14 protein-coding genes are annotated in these 16810 nt (G+C 69.0%); 7 read left to right on the top strand and 7 right to left on the bottom strand.

All coding sequences use genetic code 11. The features are described from left to right. Positions 1-3: 3 nt before the first annotated feature. Positions 4-921, top strand: a complete 918-nt coding sequence (locus ABZ406_RS13940; protein WP_357760330.1) for an NAD(P)-dependent oxidoreductase — start codon at positions 4-6, stop codon at positions 919-921. Here the strand turns inward: ABZ406_RS13940 and ABZ406_RS13935 are convergent. Then, positions 889-1803 carry a LysR substrate-binding domain-containing protein gene (locus tag ABZ406_RS13935; RefSeq protein WP_357760327.1) on the bottom strand — a complete coding sequence of 305 codons (915 nt, stop codon included), beginning with the start codon at positions 1801-1803 and terminating at the stop codon, positions 889-891. The genes ABZ406_RS13940 and ABZ406_RS13935 overlap by 33 nt on opposite strands. A 169-nt stretch (positions 1804-1972) precedes the next feature. Between ABZ406_RS13935 and ABZ406_RS13930 the strand changes: the two genes are divergently transcribed. Further along, on the top strand, positions 1973-2692 hold the full coding sequence (locus ABZ406_RS13930; protein ID WP_357760324.1) for an SDR family oxidoreductase: 720 nt from the start codon (positions 1973-1975) through the stop codon (positions 2690-2692). A gap of 114 nt (positions 2693-2806) precedes the next feature. Here the strand turns inward: ABZ406_RS13930 and ABZ406_RS13925 are convergent, their stop codons facing one another. After that, complete coding sequence (locus ABZ406_RS13925) at positions 2807-3247, bottom strand: VOC family protein (RefSeq protein ID WP_357760321.1); 441 nt, start codon at positions 3245-3247, stop codon at positions 2807-2809. Between the two features lie 203 nt (positions 3248-3450). Here ABZ406_RS13925 and ABZ406_RS13920 point away from each other — a divergent pair, with 203 nt between their 5' ends. The 3 genes from ABZ406_RS13920 (at position 3451) to ABZ406_RS13910 (ending at position 5546) form a co-directional block, all read left to right on the top strand. Continuing rightward, a complete protein-coding gene (locus ABZ406_RS13920) occupies positions 3451-4347 on the top strand; it encodes an aminoglycoside phosphotransferase family protein (protein WP_357760318.1) in 897 nt (298 codons plus the stop codon). Positions 4348-4468: 121 nt separating this feature from the next. Beyond that, a complete protein-coding gene (locus tag ABZ406_RS13915) occupies positions 4469-4954 on the top strand; it encodes a protease inhibitor I9 family protein (protein WP_357760315.1) in 486 nt (161 codons plus the stop codon). Between the two features lie 313 nt (positions 4955-5267). After that, a complete protein-coding gene (locus ABZ406_RS13910; protein ID WP_357760312.1) occupies positions 5268-5546 on the top strand; it encodes a hypothetical protein in 279 nt (92 codons plus the stop codon). Between the two features lie 1525 nt (positions 5547-7071). Here ABZ406_RS13910 and ABZ406_RS13905 read toward each other — a convergent pair. Together ABZ406_RS13905 and metH are read right to left on the bottom strand one after the other, a co-directional pair. Beyond that, positions 7072-7329 (bottom strand): hypothetical protein, encoded by a 258-nt coding sequence (locus ABZ406_RS13905; RefSeq protein WP_357760309.1) that lies wholly within the window; start codon positions 7327-7329, stop codon positions 7072-7074. Between the two features lie 751 nt (positions 7330-8080). After that, complete coding sequence (gene metH, locus ABZ406_RS13900) at positions 8081-11596, bottom strand: methionine synthase (protein WP_357760306.1); 3516 nt, start codon at positions 11594-11596, stop codon at positions 8081-8083. Between the two features lie 261 nt (positions 11597-11857). On the opposite strand from metH, the gene ABZ406_RS13895 reads away from it, so the two are divergent. Then, on the top strand, positions 11858-12727 hold the full coding sequence (locus ABZ406_RS13895; protein WP_030332815.1) for a PAC2 family protein: 870 nt from the start codon (positions 11858-11860) through the stop codon (positions 12725-12727). A 123-nt stretch (positions 12728-12850) separates the two neighbouring features. Then, complete coding sequence (locus tag ABZ406_RS13890) at positions 12851-13642, top strand: GntR family transcriptional regulator (protein WP_357760490.1); 792 nt, start codon at positions 12851-12853, stop codon at positions 13640-13642. A 387-nt stretch (positions 13643-14029) separates the two neighbouring features. On the opposite strand, the gene mshC is transcribed toward ABZ406_RS13890, so the two are convergent. The 3 genes from mshC to ABZ406_RS13875 form a co-directional block, all read right to left on the bottom strand. Beyond that, positions 14030-15268, bottom strand: a complete 1239-nt coding sequence (mshC, locus tag ABZ406_RS13885) for a cysteine--1-D-myo-inosityl 2-amino-2-deoxy-alpha-D-glucopyranoside ligase (RefSeq protein WP_357760303.1) — start codon at positions 15266-15268, stop codon at positions 14030-14032. Positions 15269-15334: 66 nt separating this feature from the next. Beyond that, positions 15335-16153 carry an SCO1664 family protein gene (locus ABZ406_RS13880; protein ID WP_357760300.1) on the bottom strand — a complete coding sequence of 273 codons (819 nt, stop codon included), beginning with the start codon at positions 16151-16153 and terminating at the stop codon, positions 15335-15337. Then, positions 16150-16734 carry a DUF3090 domain-containing protein gene (locus tag ABZ406_RS13875; protein WP_357760297.1) on the bottom strand — a complete coding sequence of 195 codons (585 nt, stop codon included), beginning with the start codon at positions 16732-16734 and terminating at the stop codon, positions 16150-16152. The genes ABZ406_RS13880 and ABZ406_RS13875 overlap by 4 nt, the downstream gene beginning before the upstream one ends. Between the last annotated feature and the right edge of the window lie 76 nt (positions 16735-16810).

Here is a 16810-nt window from a genome sequence, read left to right as displayed (position 1 = left end):
ACCGTGCGAATTCTTGTGGTGGGTGGCAGTGGCCTGATCGGCGCTCACGTCGTGGACGTCCTGCGGAAGCGGGGTCACGCCGCTACCACCGTGGCGCGTACCGCCCATCCGGGCGTCGACCACCTGCTCGATGTCGGGTCCGCCTCGATCGAGGAGCTGCGGCCGCTGCTCGCCGGCCACGACGGCGTCGTGTACGCCACCCGCACCGACGAGCAACGGCCGCTGCCCAAGCCGATCTACCCCGAGTTCCGCCGCGACAACGTCGACCCGGTGGTGCGCCTGTTCACCGCCGCCCGCCAGGAAGGGCTCACCCGCGGCGTCGTGATGGGCTCCTACTACACCTACTTCGACCGGCTGCACCCCCAGTGGCGCCTCGCCGAACGGCACACCTACATCCGGTGTCGCCTGGAGCAGGCCCGGGAGGGGCGGGCCGCTGCTGGCGACGGCCTGCCGGTCGCCGTACTCGAACTGCCCTTCGTCTTCGGTCGGGTCGGCGACCGGCTGCCCAACTGGGCTGGTCCGCTGGACCGGTGGGCCCGCTCGCGTACCCCGCTGGTCGCCCCGACTGGTGGCAGCGCCGCGGCGTCCGCCCGCAGCGTGGCGGAGATCGCCGTCGACGCCCTGGAGCAGGCCAGCGGCGCGGACATCCCGGTCGCCGACGAGAACCTCACCTGGCACGACATGATCGCGCGCATCGCCGCGGCGGTGGGTCGACCCCGCCGGGTCGGCCGTCTGCCGGCCGGCGCGGCGCGGGCCGCGCTGCGACTCGGCGGCGCGGCGCAGGCCCTCGGCCGCAAGGAGTCCGGCATCAACCCCAGCCACCTTCCCGACCTGCTGCTCGCCGACCTGTTCATCGAGCCGACGAGCGGTCGGCCGCTGGACCCGGCCCTACGTGAGACCTTCCCGGTCCGCGCCACCTGACCCCTCGCGGGGTCGACCGTTACCGGCCTGCGGGGCGGCAATCTCGACGAACTCCTGCACGAGCGGAGACCGGTTGTCCGCAGCCCAGGCCAGGCACACCTGATTGGGGCCGATACCGGCGACGGGCACGTGGACGACGTCCGGTCTCGTGTAGAACGTCGCCGTCGACAGCGGCAGGATCACCATCCCGGCGTACGCGGCGACATGTTCCAACTTTTCCTCGACGGAGTTCAGCTCGGGCCGAGGTCGGGGGTCGGGGTCGGGGGCACGGTTCGGCAGGTCCCGCCACTCCGGCACCGCGTCCGGGTCCTGCAACAGCCGTTCCTGGATCAGCTCGGCGAGGTCGACCGACTCCTTGCCGGCCAGCCGGTGATCGGCGGGTAGGACGACGACCCGGGGTTCGGTGAACAGTGGCCGCAGGCACAACCCTCTCTGGTCGACCGGGAGCCGAACGTAACTGACGTCCGCGCGCCCCTCGCGGACGACGTCGGCCTGGTCGTCCCAGGACGTCCGAACGACGTTGACGGCCAGGTCGGGGTGCCGCTGGCCGATGGCGCGGGCCTCGGCGGTGACGAGAAGGCCGGGCATGAACGCGATGGTGAACGTCGGCCGGCCGTGTGCGACCCGCTGCACCCGCCGCCGCAGGGCGTCGGCCGAGGCGAGCAGCGGACGGGCGTCGGTCAGCAACTGTCGGCCGGCCTCGGTCAGCACCGTGGAGCGGCGGTCCCGAACGAAGAGCTCGGCGCGCAGTTCGTGCTCCAAGGCCCGGATCTGACGCGACAGGACCGGCTGGGCGATGTGCAGCCGTTCGGCGGCCCGACCGAAGTGCAGCTCCTCCGCTACGGCCACGAAGTAGCGGAGCTTACGCAGATCGACGTCCACCCCGCCCCCGTCCGGTTGCCGCTCCGGGCGGTATCCATGATACCCGCCGGGTATGAGTGGAGTGATGCCCAACGGGCATTACAGGAGGTGAAAGAGGTCTTGGACGCGGACGTTCCCGGCGGCGCACTGTGGTAACCGTCTCCACCACACGATCCGGAAGGACACGATCATGACCCTCATCGACCAGCGCGTCGTCGTACTCGGCGGAACGTCGGGGATCGGCCTCGCCACCGCCGCCCGTGCCGCCCGCGAGGGTGCCCAGGTCGTGGTCGCCTCCAGCAACCAGCGCAGCGTGGACCGCGCCCTGACGACCCTGCCGACCACCACCCAGGGGTACGTCGCCAACCTCACCAACCCGGACGCCGTGTCCCGGCTGTTTCAGGATCTCGGCTCGTTCGACCACCTCGTCTACACCGCTGGCGAACCTCTCGCGCTGATGTCCGTCGACGCCCTCGACCTCGCCGCCGCCCGGACCGCCTTCAACCTGCGCTACTTCGGCTCCCTGTCGGCGGTCAACGCGGCACTGCCGTACCTGCGCCCCGGCGGGTCGATCACCCTCACCACCGGCACCGCCAACCACCGGCCGAGCGCAGGCTGGTCGGTCGCGGCCAGCATCACCGGGGCGATCGACGCGCTGGTTCGCGCGCTCGCCGTCGAACTCGCCCCGATCCGGGTCAACGCCGTCTCCGCCGGCGTGATCCGCTCACCGCTCTGGGACTCCCTGCCCGAGGAAACCCGGGAGCAGATGTACGCGCAGCTCAGCGAAACGCTTCCGCTCGGCCGGGTGGGCGAACCGGAGGAGGTCGCCGAGGCGTTCGTCTACCTCCTGCGGGCCACCTACGCCACCGGCACTGTGGTGACCGTCGACGGCGGCACCCTGGTCTCCTGAGCCCGTAGGTTTGCGCGGCCGAGATCCGCACCACGTCAGGGGTGTGAAGCCTTCAGCGCGAATGAGGCCCCTAGATTCTCTGATGTTTCCGGCGGGACCGAGCTGCGCTGACCCTCAGCGAAGGTGTTCGGCCAGGCCGATGGTGATGCCCTCCGGGCCGCGGACGTAGCAGAGCCGGTAGACGTCCTCGTAGCGCTCCACCGCCCCGACGAGTTCGGCCCCGTGGCGGCGCAGCCGGCTGATCACGTCCTCGATGTCGTCGACGGCGAACATGATGCGCCGAATGCCCAGCGTGTTCGCCGGCGCGTTCTTCGGCTCGGCGCTGATCGCCTTCGGCGTGTGGAACATCGCCAGCTCGACCTTGCCGTGACCGTCCGGAGTTCGCAGCATCGCGACCTCCTGTCGGACGTCGTCGAGCCCGATGACCCGCTCCACCCACCGCCCCTCGACCGGACCCCGCCCCTCCACCTCCATGCCGAGTTCGACGAAAAATGCGATGACCGCGTCAAGGTCCTCGACAACGATGAGGACGTTGTCCATCCGCCGGAGCGCCATGCTGAATCTCCCTAGTCTGGTGCGGTCCCGGTGACCGCATCCCCCCTGAGACGGAGCCACTTCACTGATCTCGACACCCGCATCGGGCTGCCTGCCCCGCAGCGGCCCCGCTCGGCGACTGAGGGCTGAGCGCGGCACCGCACGCTGCGGTCCGGATCGAACGCCGTGTGCCGTCCCGCCGACCAGAACCGGAGTCCATCCGCATGGCCATGCACGACGATGAGATCGCCATCACCGATGACGTCGTCCGCGAGCTGATCGGCAGCCAGTTTCCCCAGTGGAAGACGGCGCCAGTCCAGCGCGTCGAGTCGAGCGGCACAGTGAACGCCATCTTCCGCATCGGCGACGATGTGGCCGCACGATTCGCACTCCGGCCGCGCGACGTCAGCGTCGCCGCTGAACTCCTTGAGCGGGAAGCCGAGGCCAGCCGGCGCTTCGCCGAACACAGCCCCTTCCCTTCTCCCCAGCCGATCGCGATCGGTCACCCGGGTAAGGGCTACCCGCTGCCATGGTCGGTGCAGTCGTGGGTGCCGGGGAGCATCGCCCCCGTCGACATCGACGGGTCCGTGCAACTCGCCCATGACCTGGCCCACCTGATCAGCGCGCTTCGGGCCACCGACACCGAGGGCCGCCGGTTTCAGGGCGACGGACGTGGCGGCGACCTACCCGACCACGACGAGTGGGTCGAAGAGTGCTTCGACAAGAGCGAGGGTCTGCTCGACGTGCCGACACTCCGGCGTCTGTGGAGTCACTTCCGGGAGCTGCCGCACACGTCAGCAGACGTCATGTCCCACGGTGACCTGCAACCACTGAACGTCCTGGTGGCCGACGGTCGGCTGGTGGGTGTGCTCGACACCGGCGACTTCACGCCGGCCGATCCCGCCCTCGATGCCATGAGCGGCTGGTACTTCTTCGACGAAGAGTCCCGAGCGGTGCTCCGCGACGAACTGGGTTGCGACGACCTGGAATGGGAGCGCACCAAGGCATGGAGCTTCCAACAGGCTCTCGGTGCCATCTGGTACTACGTCGACACCAACCCCGTCATGTACCGCATGGGCCGCCTCGTCCTTGACCGGGTCGTGGCGAACACGAAGGTCTGAGCCGGCAGGCGATCCCGCCGACTCCATCGGATGCCCGCAGTGGGCGCGACGTGTGAACGTCCGTGCCGGACCGGCCTCGAGACCCAACAGTCGGTGAGCGCACTCGTGCGACAGTGACACCATGACGTCGGAGGACGCACCCCTCGCTCCTCATGTGTGCCCGCACCCGGAGTCGTACCACCTGGTCTGGTTGGCCCACGACTCGCCCTCGACGGCGGTCGTACTCGCTCAGGCGGGCATCGAGTCGGAACAGGTCTACCGGTCATGGCACGGCGGGTTCGGCGCCGTACTCAGCGCAGAGCAGGTCAATGCGGTGCGCGGCATTCCCGGCGTGCGCCTGGTCGAGCAGGACACCGAAGGGCGGCCCGCGCCGTACGAGAGAACCACTGGCGACCCTGTTGTCGGTTCTTACCTCGTCCAGCTCGCGCTTGGCGCAGACCCGACTGTCGTGGCGGGGCGCGCGGGAGTCACCCCAACCGCCATTTTCAGGTATGGAACGTCTGGCTTCGGTGCGGTGATGAGCGATGAGCAACTTGATCGGGTTCGCCGTGATCCTGAAGTGACGTACGTTGAGGACGACGCCTACGTCTATCTGGATGACTGCTAGGGGCTGCTTCGTCCGGGAGGACCCTTCCGGGCCGGCCAGCGTCCGCGTTCGTCCGGCGGTGAGTGATGACGAGAGCGCTTACCCCCATCGGGCCAGTGCTCGAGCAATCGCGGCAGCGTGGCACGCTGGACATGGAGCAGCTTGGGGATCGGATTGATTGATACGGTCGGTAGCGTTGTCGCCTGGCGGAGGAACACGGAGCGTTCGGACTGTGGCCGGCGCGATGCCAGCGTTGCCTGGTGTTCACCCCTGCATCGGGCACGGATCGGGCACGTGATCGAGGCCGCCGTCGCCCGGGTGGGAGGCTGAGCGCGTGGGGCTGAACAAGGACATTGCGGCAGGGTTTGCCGATGCGCGCCTGTTTGAATGGCAACGCATCGGCTATGGCGGGTGGCGCGCGATGCTCGACGACAAGGATGTACGCCAGGTCGTCGGTGGCGACGGCAAGCGGTACAGCGTGGTCAGCTATGCGCTTGATGACGGCGACGGTCGTATCCGTATGTCGGTGGCCGTGGATGACGGGACCTGGTCGGCGTTCGTGCCGCTGGTGCGAGACCAGATCATGAATCCGGATGGCACGTTCGTCGAGTGACTGCTTCGGTGTGAAGGAACCATCACACGATGCTGAGCTGCGGGGCAGCGGTGGTGAGCTGCTTCGACGGTCCGCGAGGGTCCACAGGCGTCCACCCCTGTCCGCGTCGGTCGTCACTCAGTTGGTCACCCAGCACTAACTGTCAGGTGCTCACCATCTGCGGAAATTGCACAAGTCCTTGATCGCTTGCAGGATAAGATCCCTCGACTTCTGGATATCGACTCTCCCGCTTGTCGCACCCGAATAGCGCGAAGTGTCCCGCACCAGGAGGAGCGCGCCAATCCACGCCGTTATGACACCCAGCACCATGGCAACAAACAGCATTATTGTGATTGGCACAAGAACACTCGGTGCAACACCGAGTCGAGCGAGCAACATCAGCACCAGAGTTACCGGGAAGAGCAGAGCGAGGCGCACGCCTCTTACGAATAAGCGGTATCGGTACGATTGCACTATTGTAGACATATTGGGGCTATCCAAGGAACTCTCCATTCCGGTCCCAAACACTCGCAAACAAAGTCGCACGCCGAGTCAACGGATGCGCCATCCCGGTGCTCCTATGGATGTCAACCCCGCGACCCTCTTGACCCCCAGGCAACCAACACGGAGCCCTCACCTGCGGCGACCCGGTCGCTGCACTGCGACTGGTGTCCAACTGAGTCCACCAACGTCCGGTGGCGTCCGGCTCGATCGTCACTCAGTTAGTCACCCAAACTCAATGCTCTTGTTCGCCACTCGCTGGTCCGGTTTAGTTGCCATTTCGTTGCTGTCAGTGCTGCTGTCGCCAACCTCAAGATCTATGGAACGGCTAGGCACCGGGTTTCGCGCTTCGACATGAATCCCCGCGTCCCAGAGTTGTTACCTACGGTCGACAGCGACCTGCCATGCTCGTGTTCAACTCGTACCTTCACCGAGGAGTTATCGGCCGATAAACAGCGAGAGGAATGATGGCCATTCCGGGGTAGGTAGGAGATTCGTTTGCGCCATGCGATTCCATAATTTTAGAAAAATGCTGAACTAGCGCATCGAGCTTATCCCGCTCGAACCCTGGCTGAGAACTCACAGCGTTGTCGGGAAGTGAGGGGACGGGGCCAGACCGTCGTTCACCCCTTCGCGCAACGACGCCAACCGTTATCCAGTCTCGGGCCTCATTGCCGTAACGGCCATACAGTGCACTCTTTTCCGATCCGATGTAGTCAGATCTCTCTAGCAGAGTGCCAACGAAACCGTGGTTCGGCTTACTCGGACCGCAAGGCATTATTCGAATCATCACCCCCTTCGGGTACATCATCTTGACCATGTGAAAGATTGTCTTGGCCTGAGCCTGGTTTTTCTTGAGAACACCCGACTCCAGCATGTGCCCAACCATCTCAGAGAAGTGCTGCCCATCGGTGATATTCGAAGGTGCCTCGATTCGCACGATCGAGCCCTCGGGGGCAACTTCTACAATTTTATCGGACTCCCAGATTCGATGATCGGCAGCAACGTCTGAGATGTCGGTGAGAAATCCCGTTGCTTCGGCCGACTATTCGAACATTGTGAAATGCAGTTCCCCGAAACTCCGGGTTTCTTGGTTCCGTGAGATCGATTGGCGTCCGGCCTCGCCTTTTGCCACACCGAGGGATGCCCCTAGACCCCATCGGTTAAGGCGCTCGGTGATTTCCTCGACCTTATCCGGGGTGCCCTGATACAGCTGTCCAAGAAGGGACCGCACGCGCGGCACGTCAACGTAAAGGAAGTCCTGCAACACGGGCGTGCCGTCCTCCGGGATGCTCATGGTCATACATCGAACCTGCCTCACGTTCGAGGTGGCTCCCACGCGACACGCCGTCTGAGAATCGGTCGGCCTTACGACAACCTGACGCAGCAGCCGCCTCGCGATCCCGTCTGCCATCGACCCGCCCTCTTGGGGAGCGGGCCGCCGCCCGGCCCGCCACGTCAAGCGGACCTTGACGGCTCGCACGGACGCTGGCGGGTGGGGCGGTGGGCTGCTCGGCTTGCCCGGGTCGATGGCAGACGGGTTGGCCTACCGCAACCACCCACGGACCGCAACCCGCCGACGCAGCCCAGGCCATCCTGGAGCCGGAGCGCCCCCGCCGGAGGCGCAGTAAGCGCAACCCCGCAACCCCGCGACCGCCGCCAGCTCGCCGATGTGGCCGACGTGCGCTCTCCTACGCCGCGCGGGCTCGTGGCCGCGCGGCCGGCTGCCGGCCTACAACCCCACCGGTCAGCGACCTTTCGTTCTGCGGCGGCCCCTTAGGCTTTCCGCCATCCGCGCCAGCCGCCGGGCGTGCTGCGTGGCCGGAGTCGGAGCGCCAGCGGAGCGGCGGACGCGCGCCCAGGCGGCGGCGCTTGCGGCCCGTCTAGGGCCGCCTTGAAGACGTACAGAAACTTTGCACAACATCGACAAGGCGTTCGATGAAGACCAGGCCGCCGAGGACAGCCCGGAAGCCGTTGACGGCCTGGACACGGCATGATCATGGTTCAACGGCCTGCCAGGCAACCTTAGATGCAGGTCAGGGCACCTGCGCCCGTCACTTGGCGTTGAAGTAGTTGGCCTCCGGGTGGTGGACCACAATCGCGTCGGTGGCCTGCTCCGGCATGAGCTGGAACTCCTCGGACAGCTCGACCCCGATCCGGTCCGCGCCGAGCAGATCCATAATCTTCGCCCGGTCCTCCAGGTCGGGGCAGGCCGGGTAGCCGAACGCGTACCGGCAGCCCCGGTAGTCGTTGTGCAGGATGCCGGCCAGGTCCGCCGGGTCGTCGTGCCCCAGCGGGCGACCGTCGGGCAGGGTCATCTCGGCGCGGATGCGCTGGTGCCAGTATTCGGCAAGCGCCTCGGTGAGCTGCACGGAGAGGCCGTGCACCTCCAGGTAGTCGCGGTACTCGTTGCGGGCGAACAGCTTCGCCGCGTACTCGCTGACCGGCTGGCCGACAGTGACCAGTTGCAACGCGACCACATCGAGCTGGTCGCCCTGGGGTTTGAAGAAGTCCGCCAGGCAGAGCCGCCGCTCCTGCCGCTGCCGGGGGAAGGAGAACCGGGCGCGCTCCGCGTGCCCGTTCTCGTCGAGCACCACCAGGTCGTTGCCTTCGGAGTACGCAGGGAAGTAGCCGTACACCACGGCTGCCTCAAGGATCTGGTCGGCGATCAGCCGGTCCAGCCAGTACCGCAGCCGCGGTCGGCCCTCGGTCTCGACCAGTTCCTCGTAGGACGGCCCGCTGCCGCCCCGGGCGCCGCGCAGCCCCCACTGCCCGGAGAAGGTGGCCCGCTCGTCGAGCAGCGCCGCGTAGTCGGCCATCGGCACACCCTTGACGACCCGGGTGCCGAAGAACGGCGGGGTGGGCACCGCCACGTCGGCGGCCACGTCGGAGCGGACCGACGAGTCGTGCAGCTCGGGCAGCGACGTGCTGACCATCGAGCGTTGCCGCTCCCGGCGCGCCCGTCGGGCCGCGAGAGCCGCCTCCCGCTCCGGGTCGATCACCGGGGCGCCACCACGCTTGGCGGTCATCACCCGGTCCATCAGGGACAGCCCTTCGAACGCGTCCCGCGCGTAGTGGACCTGCCCGGGGAACGCCGACCGCAGGTCGTCCTCGACGTACGCGCGGGTCAGTGCCGCCCCACCGAGCAGGACGGGCCAACGCTCCGCCACCCCGCGGGTGGCCATCTCGGCCAGGTTTTCCTTCATGATGACGGTGCTCTTGACCAGCAGCCCGGACATGCCGATCGCGTCGGCGCGGTGCTGCTCGGCGGCGTCCAGGATGGCGCTGATCGGCTGCTTGATGCCGATGTTCACCACCTCGTAGCCGTTGTTCGACAGGATGATGTCGACCAGGTTCTTGCCGATGTCGTGCACGTCGCCGCGCACCGTGGCGAGCACAATGCGGCCCTTGCCGCCGTCCTCCATGGTCTCCATGTGTGGTTCCAGGTAGGCCACCGCGGTCTTCATCACCTCGGCGGACTGGAGCACGAACGGCAACTGCATCTGGCCGGAGCCGAACAGCTCGCCGACCACCTTCATGCCATCCAGCAGGATGTCGTTGATGATCGACAGCGGGGACCGGCCGCCGGCCATCGCCTCGTCGAGGTCGGCCTCCAGGCCGTTGCGCTCACCGTCGATGATCCGCCGCTTGAGCCGTTCGTCGAGCGGCAGCGCGGCCAACTCCTGGGCGCGGGTGGCCCGGGCGCTGGTGACGTCGACGCCCTCGAAGAGCTCCAGGAAACGCTGCACCGGGTCGTACCCCTCGCGGCGCCTGTCGTACACCAGGTCCAGGGCGACCTCGCGCTGCGCGTCGGGGATCTTCGACATCGGCAGGATCTTGCTGGCGTGCACGATCGCCGACGTCAGGCCGGCCTGGACGCACTCGTGCAGGAACACCGAGTTGAGCACCTGCCGGGCCGCCGGGTTGAGGCCGAAGGAGATGTTCGAGATGCCCAGGGTGAAGTTGACCCCGGGGTAGCGGCGGGTGATCTCCCGGATCGCCTCGATCGTCTCGATGCCGTCGCGGCGGGTCTCCTCCTGGCCGGTGGCGATCGGGAAGGTCAGCGCGTCGATCAGGATGTCGGCGCGGTCCATGCCCCACCGGCCGGTCAGGTCGTCGATGAGCCGGGCCGCGACCCGGACCTTCCACTCCTGGGTACGGGCCTGCCCCTCCTCGTCGATGAGCAGCGCCACGACCGACGCGCCGTGCTCACGGACGATCGGCATCACCCGCGCGTAGCGGGACTCGGGGCCGTCGCCGTCCTCGAAGTTCACCGAGTTGACCACGCAGCGGCCGCCGAGCATCTCCAACCCGGCCTCCACCACGTTCGGCTCGGTGGAGTCCAGCATGATCGGCAGGGTCGACGCGGTGGCGAACCGGCCGGCCAGCTCCCGCATGTCCTGCGTGCCGTCCCGGCCGACGTAGTCCACGCACAGGTCGAGCAGGTGCGAGCCGTCGCGTGCCTGACTGCGGGCGATCTCCACGCAGGCCCGCCAGTCGGCGGCGAGCATCGCGTCCCGGAACGCCTTCGAACCGTTGGCGTTGGTCCGCTCACCCACCATCAGCACCGACGCGTCCTGGGCGAACGGCACCGGGTGGTAGACCGAGGAGACGCCCGCCTCGTGCCGGGGCTCGCGGGCCGGGGCGGTGACGCCGTGCAGCCGCTCGGACAGCACCCGGATGTGCTCCGGAGTGGTGCCACAGCAGCCGCCGATCAGCCCCACGCCGTACTCGGTGATGAACCGCTCCAGGGCCTCGGCCAGCTCCACGGGAGTCAGCGGGAAGTACGCCCCGTCGGCGGTCAGCACCGGCAGGCCGGCGTTCGGCATCACCGACAGCGAGATCCGGGAGTGCTGCGACAGGTAGCGCAGGTGCTCGCTCATCTCGGCCGGGCCGGTGGAGCAGTTGAGCCCGATCAGGTCCACCCCGAGCGGCTCGATCGCGGCGAGGGCCGCGCCGATCTCACTGCCGACGAGCATCGTGCCGGTGGTCTCCACCGCCACGTGACAGATGATCGGCACCGCCTGACCCAGCTCGACCATCGCCCGCTTCGACCCGACCACTGCCGCCTTGACCTGGAGCAGGTCCTGGCAGGTTTCGATGATCAGCGCGTCCGCGCCGCCGACGATCAGACCCGCGGCGTTTTCCTGGTAGGCGTCGCGCAGGGTGGAGTAGGGGGCGTGCCCGAGGGTGGGCAGCTTGGTGCCCGGCCCGATCGAGCCGAGCACGAAACGGGGCCGCTCCGGGGTGCTGGCCGCGTCGGCGGCCTCCCGGGCGATCCGGGCGCCCGCCTCGGACAACTCGCGGATGCGGTGCGGGATGTCGTACTCGGCGAGGTTGGCGAGGTTGGCGCCGAAGGTGTTGGTCTCCACGCAGTCGGCTCCGACGGCCAGGTACGCGTCGTGCACGCCCCGCACCACGTCCGGGCGGGTTACGTTGAGGATCTCGTTGCACCCCTCCAGCCCGTCGAAGTCGTCGAGCGTGAGGTCCGCGGCCTGCAACATCGTGCCCATCGCGCCGTCGGCGATGAGGATTCGATCAGCCAACACATCCATCAATGAAGTCCGCACCCGTTCAGGTTAGTGCGATTCGGCCGGACTCCACGACCTCTCTCGAGCGATCCCCTATTGTGTCACCGGGATCACCCTGTCTGGTTCGTTCGGGTATGACCTGTTGCCGGATCGGCCGACCGGCGCGGCCGACGGGCCGCGCCCTCGCCCTGCACGTAGGCTGACGGACGTGAAGGACAACAGGGACGCCGCCGTGCCCCACGGTATGACGACCGGGCGCGGTCCCGGCGCCAGCCGCGACGAGCAGGGTGAGGTGACGGCGTGACCGAGTTCGACGGACTGCCGGTGCTGCGGTCCCCGGTGGCGATCGCCGCGTTCGAGGGTTGGAATGACGCCGCCGACGCGTCCACCGCCGCGGTCGAGCACCTGGAGCAGGTCTGGAACGCCCGGCAGATCGCCGAGCTGGATCCGGAGGACTTCTACGACTTTCAGGTCAGCCGGCCCACCATCACGATGGCCGACGGAGAGACCCGCCGGGTGGAGTGGCCGACGACCCGGTTCATGGTGGCCAGCCCGGAGGGCACCGACCGGGACGTCGTGCTGATCCGCGGCATCGAGCCGAGCATGCGGTGGCGGACGTTCTGCGAGCAGGTGCTGGAGATCTGCCACAGCCTGGAGGTGGAACGGGTCGTGCTGCTCGGCGCGTTGCTGGCCGACGTGCCGTACACCCGGCCCTTGCCGATCAGCGGCAGCGCCTCCGACGCGCAGGCCGCCGAGCGCTACCAGCTCACCCCCACCCGGTACGACGGGCCGACCGGCATCGTCGGCGTGCTGCACGACGCCTGTACCCGCGCCGAGGTGGACGCCGTCTCGTTCTGGGTGCACGTGCCCCACTACGCCAACAACCCGCCCTGCCCGAAGGCCACCCTCGCCCTGCTGCACCGGGTCGAGGAGGTCGTCGACCTGCCGGTGCCGATGGCCGACCTGGCCGAGGAGTCCGCCGAGTGGGAGCAGCGGGTACGCAGCGCCGCCGAGCAGGACGCCGAGCTGGGCGAGTACGTCCGCGAGCTGGAAGAACGGGTCGGCGACGAGGGCATCACCCCGTTGACCGGTGACGAGATCGCCCAGGAGTTCGAGAAGTACCTGCGCCGCCGGGGCGGTTCGGCCGGCCCCACCGCCGGTTCCTGGTAACACCGTCTCGCTGCGGGCCTTCGGACCTTTTGTGGTCCGGGGGCCCGCTTTCGCGTGTCCGGGGTAGCGCCGTCACACCCTCTAGGGCATCCTAGGAACCTAGATGTGATCAAGGAGGCGGGTGTGCAGATCAACCCCGGGGCCGCCGAGTTCCCGCACCGACAGATCGCCGCGCAGCTCAAGGCCCAGGTCCGCCGGGGCGACTGGGGCCCGGGCGAGCGGCTGCCGTCCATCCCGGCCATCGCCGAGATGTTCGGCGTCGCCAAGCAGACCGTGCAACGCGCCGTCGACCAACTGCGGGTCGAAGGCATCCTGATCACCAAACCCGGCTCCGGTACGTACGTGCGGGGCACCCGCCGCCGCCTCAACCGCCTCTCCCGAGGCCGGTACGGCGGCTTTCGCGGCTACCACACCGACCTGGCCGCCCGATACCGTCAACAACTCGTCTCCGTCGGGCACGCCCCCGCCCCCGCCGAGGTCGCCGACGCCTTCGGCGTGTCCGACGGCACCAGCCTGCTCTGCCGCCGGCACCTCGTCCGCACCGACGACTCCCCCGTCGAGGTGGGCGCCTCCTGGTTCCTGCCCCGCGACACCGCCGGCACCTCCCTGGAGCGCACCGAGGCGTTCGGCCGGCCGCTCTACCAGGAGGCCGAGGAAGCCACCGGACGGCGCTACGTCTCCGCCACCGACACGATAAGCGCCCGCCAACCCAGCCGGGAGGAGGCCGAAACCCTCCAGATCCGGCCGGACACCCCGGTGCTGCACCTGCTGCACATCGCGTACGACGCGCACCGCAAGCCGATCGAGGTGTCCCAGGCGACCTGGCCCGGCCCCATGACCACCCTCACCGAGGAATACAAGATCCCCGGCCCCACCCCCGACCCAGACCCCGACCCCGGCCTGGTCCTGAGCTAACGGCCACCCTCACCCCGTCCAGCCCACCCGGCCGCGCCGATCCTGCCCGCCCCGCCCTGCCCGCCCCGCTCTATCCCGCCCTGCACCGCCCCGCCCCGCCGATCTTGCACTTACTGTTGCCGCTCTGCCCCGGTTGGCACCTTTCGTAACGTCAGAAAGTGCAAGATCGGCGGGGAAGGTACGGGGAGCGCGTCGATCAAGGACTTGTGGTGCCTCACATAAGGGGCGCAGCGCCTCATACCAGCCACCACAACTCCATGATCGACGCCTGCCAAGCGCGCAGACGCAGCCCCAGCGCGCAGGGCACGAGCCCCAGCGCGCAGGGCACGAGCCCCAGCGCGCAGGGCACCAACCGAGCGCCGGGGCACCAACCCAACGGGGGTGCTGTCAGAGGCGGATGCCCAGGAGGGCGTCCACAGTGTTCGCGAAGAGGGCGGGTGCCTCGACGTCGTCTGTGGTGCCGGCGAGGGTCGCCTCCGCCCAGCGGTCGGCTGCGGCCAGGGCCCCGGGGGTGTCCAGGTCGTCGGCCAGGCGTGCGCGTACCTCGGCCAGCAGCTCAGCCCCGGACGGCCCGGCGGGCGCGGCGGCGGCCCGGCGCCAGCGGTCCAGGCGCTCGTGTGCGGCGCTGAGCAGGTCGTCGGTCCAGGTGCGGTCGCTGCGGTAGTGGCCGGAGATGAGCGCCAGCCGGATCGCCATCGGGTCGACCTTGTCGGCGCGCAGCCGGGACACGAAGACCAGGTTGCCGCGGGACTTGGACATCTTCTCGCCGTCGAGGCCGATCATCCCGGCGTGGACGTAGTGCTCGGCGAACGGCGACTGGCCGGTGAGCCGTTCGGCGTGCGCGGCGGATGCCTCGTGGTGCGGGAACAGCAGGTCGTTGCCGCCGCCCTGGACGTCGATGCGGTCACCGAGCAGGTTGAGGGCGATCACCGCGCACTCGATGTGCCAGCCGGGGCGGCCCCGGCCCAGCTCGCCGCCCGGCCAGGACGGTTCGCCGTCGCGGGCGCCGCGCCACAGCAGCGGGTCCAGTGGGTCACGCTTGCCGGCCCGGTCGGGGTCGCCGCCGCGCTCGGGGAAGATCTCCAGCATCTGCTCGCGGGTCAGGTTCGACTCGTAGCCGAAGCGGGGCGTGGCGGAGATGTCGAAGTAGACGTCGCCGGTGCCGTCGGTGAGCCGGTACGCGGCGCCGTCCTTGAGCAGCACCTCGACCTTGTCGGCGATGTCGGGGATGGACTCGACCGCGCCCACGTAGTGCGCCGGCGGGATGATCCGCAGCGCCTCCATGTCCTCCCGGAACAGTGCCGTCTCGCGCATCGCCAGGACCACCCAGTCCTCGCCGTCGCGGGCGGCCCGTTCCAGCAGTGGGTCGTCGATATCGGTGACGTTCTGCACGTAGTGCACGGGGCGACCGGCATCGCGCCACATCCGCTGCACCAGGTCGAACGTGATCATGGTGGCGGCGTGGCCGAGGTGGGTGGCGTCGTACGGGGTGATGCCGCAGACGTACATGCTTCCCGCGTCGGCCGGTTCACTCGGGTGGACGCCCTGCCGCGCCGAGTCGTACAACGCCAGTGGCTCGCCCCTGCCCGGCAGCCGTGGCACCTCGTGTCCCGCCCAAGACTCCATGGGATCAGCCTAGCCAGCCCGGCGACGACGCCCGAGCACCCCACGGGTGATCAAGATGACAGCGGTTCACATGGGCGGCCAGGGCATCGCCGGCCAGTCCTCCGGTGGGTGGGGGAAGCAGCCGTTCTCGCGCAGCCGGTCGATGCGGGCGGCGACCTCGGCCACCTCGCTGATCGTCAGGTGGTCGGCGAGTTCCACGCCGAGCGCCCCGGCGACCTGCCCGGCCAGCACGTCGAGCATCTCCACGGCGTCCGCGGGCAGCGGCTTGCCGGCCCAACCCCAGAGGACAGTCCGCAGCTTGTCCTCCACGTGGAAGCTCACCCCGTGGTCGACGCCGTAGATCCGGTCGTCGGCGCCGACCAGCACGTGACCGCCCTTGCGGTCGGCGTTGTTCAGCACCGCGTCGAGCACCGCGAGCCGGGCCAGCCGTGGGTCGTCGGCGTGCGCCAGGGCGTACGCGGCGCCGTCGTCGTCCCGGGCGGCGGCGATCGGAATCCAGCGTGGCGGCAACTCCTCGGCGGGCAGGAACCCGACGAGCGCTTCGGCGTCGTCCGGCTCGTCGATCCACAGCTGGCAGGAGCCGGGGCCGAACGGGCCGTCGCGCAGCACGGTGGGCGGCACCAGGTCCCATCCGGTGGCCCGGGAGACCAGGTACGCCGAGACCTCCCGACCGGCCAGGGTGCCGTCGGGGAAGTCCCAGAGCGGGCGCTCGCCACGGATCGGTTTGTAGACGCAGCGGGCGGTGGCCCCGTCCAGGGTCAGGATGCCGCGCAGCGTCGTGTTCGACGCGTCGACGAGCCGACCCTCCAGGTCGAGGGCGCCGTCACGCAGCAACCGCAATGCGGCGTCGCCGTCCTGGCGAGGCTGGAGGCCGGACGAGGTCACCGGTGATAACCGTTGTGCCGCGGGCAGAGGTGCCCGGCGGGGTCCAACGGCTGGCCGCAGAGCGGGCACGGTGGCCGGCCCGCGTTGACCACTCGCCGGGCCCGCTCGATGAACTGGCGGGTCGCCTGCGGGGTGAGCCGGACCCGGAGCCGGTCCAGGTCCTCGTCCGGCTCGTCGTCCTCGTCCTCGTCGTCGTCCTCGTCGTCCTCGTCGCCGAGCTCGACCTCGGGCTCCACCTCACCTGCGGCGATCGCCTCGATCACCACGGTCGCGGTGTCCACGTCGAAGGCCAGCCCGAGGGTCCCGACCCGGAACTCCTCGTCGACGGGGTTGTCGAGCGGCTCGTTGTCGCCGATCACCGGCGCCAGCTCGGGCAGGTCCACCCCGAAGCGCCGCTGCGCCTCGGTGAGCAGCTCCTCCAGCTTTTCGGCGAGCAGGGACACCTGGACCTTCTCCAGCGCGACGCTGACCAGCCTGCCGCCGCCGCGGGCCTGCAGGAAGAACGTGCGCTCCCCCGGCGGCCCGACGGTCCCGGCGACGAACCGCTCCGGCGGTTCGAAGGCGTGCACCTGGTGGGTCATACCCACGACCCTATCCGGCCCGCCTTGGCACCGCGCACCCCACCGACGCGAATCGCCGCCAGGGCGGCGCGCCCGG

Origin of the sequence: Micromonospora sp. NPDC005710 (genome assembly GCF_040630995.1) — a bacterium.
Lineage (GTDB): Bacteria > Actinomycetota > Actinomycetes > Mycobacteriales > Micromonosporaceae > Micromonospora.
The sequence above is the reverse complement of the archived record's forward strand: the minus strand, read 5'-3'. Positions and strand labels throughout refer to the sequence as shown.